Annotated in this window: 2 protein-coding genes; both read left to right on the top strand. The window is 34.6% G+C overall.

From position 1 onward, the window contains the following. Positions 1-708, top strand: a 708-nt coding sequence (locus AFK68_RS36085) for a hypothetical protein (RefSeq protein ID WP_168186265.1), incomplete at its 5' end; no start/stop codon positions are given. 212 nt (positions 709-920) lie between these two features. Then, the gene (locus AFK68_RS00735) at positions 921-2,045 is read left to right on the top strand and encodes a class I SAM-dependent RNA methyltransferase (RefSeq protein WP_094670847.1); all 1,125 of its coding nucleotides are present in this window, start codon (positions 921-923) and stop codon (positions 2,043-2,045) included. Positions 2,046-2,205 lie beyond the last annotated feature (160 nt).

Genomic DNA, 2,205 nt, shown 5'->3' on the forward strand with positions numbered 1-2,205 from the left:
CAATTAGACTTGACTTATTTTCTTTTAGGAGAGATATTTTTCTCAACTTATGGTAAAATTATTGAGCTTTGCTACTATCCAATGGCAGAAAAGGGAGAAACAATGAAACACCAATTAGCCACCGTTGGAGGTTTGACAACGGCTTTAGTGTTGGGGACTGTAATTCTGCCATCGCAGGGACAGACCTGTTATGGATATGGCTCTGAGAAAGCAAATTATGAAACTGCAAACTTTAAGATCAATATTTGCGAAACTCGCAAAGGTGAGTATATATTCATTAGTCAACCCAAAAATGGAACTGAGCAAGATTGGTTGATTGTTGGTAATGCCATAAAAAGAGGTACTTCTTGGGCAGCTTATGACCCAGTACAAGGGATTGAATATATTATTGGTCCAGACCAATATCGTGTAGATTCAACAACACAGAATGGCCTCACTGAACGTGTAATTAATTACCAAGCTAAAGGAAGAATTAAGTCAAAAACTTGTTATGTACTGAGACCAAATGGGCTATATATTTTTGAGACACGCAACTCGGCAAGTCGTAGACTCGGGGTAGTAGAAAATGGTCAAAGAATAGAAGTTACAGGAAATGAAGAAATTGGTAGTGGCACCCAGAGATTTATAGAAGTGACAAACCCATATCAAGGATATATAGTTTCTAGGGATAGTAGTGGAAGTTATATCTCAGATTGTTCTCCATTTTAATTTTAGGGAATAGGGAATAGGGAATAGGGAACAGNGAAATTGGTAGTGGCACCCAGAGATTTATAGAAGTGACAAACCCATATCAAGGATATATAGTTTCTAGGGATAGTAGTGGAAGTTATATCTCAGATTGTTCTCCATTTTAATTTTAGGGAATAGGGAATAGGGAATAGGGAACAGGGAAAAAGGTGGTAAATATGGAATAGGGAATAATGAATCAATACTATGCTAAAGTTGCCAAAGGGTTAGAAACTATTGCTGCCCAAGAGTTAGAAAGTTTAGGAGCTAAAAATGTTTCTCCAGAATTTACAGGGGTAAGTTTCACTGGGGATAAGACTTTACTTTATCGAGTTAATCTATGGGCAAGAACTATTTTTAGAGTATTAGTTCCTATTACAGAAGTTAGATGTGTTAACCGAGATGTTTTATATAAAGAAGTTAAAAAAATTCCTTGGCAGAAGTATATATCTCCTAAAAATACATTGGCAGTTCACTGTACTGGAAGTAATGAGAAATTAAAGCATACTCACTATACTGCTCTGCAAATAAAAGATGCTATAACTGAGCAGCAAATAGAAAAATTTCGCTATAGATCAAATATTGATACTAAAAATCCTGACATATTAATTAATGCTCATATTGAACATAAAAATTGTATCCTTAGTTTAGATAGTTCTGGTAGTAGTTTACATCAGCGTGGCTATAGGTTGGCAATGGGTTTTGCTCCTCTGAAAGAAACTTTAGCAGCAGCTTTATTGGAGATGGCAGAATATTCTCCAGATTTACCTTTTTTAGATCCTTTATGTGGTTCGGGAACTTTACCTTTAGAGGCAAGTTTAAAAGCATTAAATATTGCACCAGGATTGTTTAAAAATAAGTTTTCTTTTATGAATTGGCGTGATTTTGATAAGTCTATTTGGGAAGATTTATTAACAGAAGCTAAGGATAATCAATTAACTGAATTAAAATCAATAATTGTTGGAAGTGACAAAAATCTAGAAGTGCTTTCTCAAGCTCGTGCTAATGCTAAAAAATGTGGTGTTGCAGATAAAATTAAGTTTATCCAAACAGATATATCTAATTTAGAACCTCCAGCAGATAAAGGAATAATTATTTGTAATCCTCCGTATGGGGAGCGTTTAGGAGAAGTGGAAGAATTAGGTAAATTTTATAAAATGTTGGGGGATATTTTTAAACAACGTTTTACTGGTTGGACTGCTTTTATTTTGACAGGAAATAAAGAATTATCTAAACAGGTGGGGTTAAGAACTTCTGGGAGAATTCCTGTTTATAATGGTCCGATAGCTTGTACATTATTAAAGTATGAATTGTATTAGTTTTAGGGAGTAGGGAGTAGGGAGTAGGGAGCAGGGGAGCAGGGAGTAGGCAGAAAGTATAATTACATAAGTAATATCAAATCTTCTTGCTTCCGAGTGTTATAAGAAACCGGGTTTGTAGGATTTCAATAATTGATAATTGATAATTGATAATTGATAA

This window comes from Hydrocoleum sp. CS-953, from assembly GCF_002260545.1.
Classification (GTDB): Bacteria; Cyanobacteriota; Cyanobacteriia; order Cyanobacteriales; family Microcoleaceae; genus Trichodesmium.

Excerpts from the sequence above, each read along its gene's own strand:
- AFK68_RS00735 (WP_094670847.1), top strand. The coding sequence starts at position 921 with ATGAATCAATACTATGCTAAAGTTGCCAAAGGGTTAGAAACTATTGCT.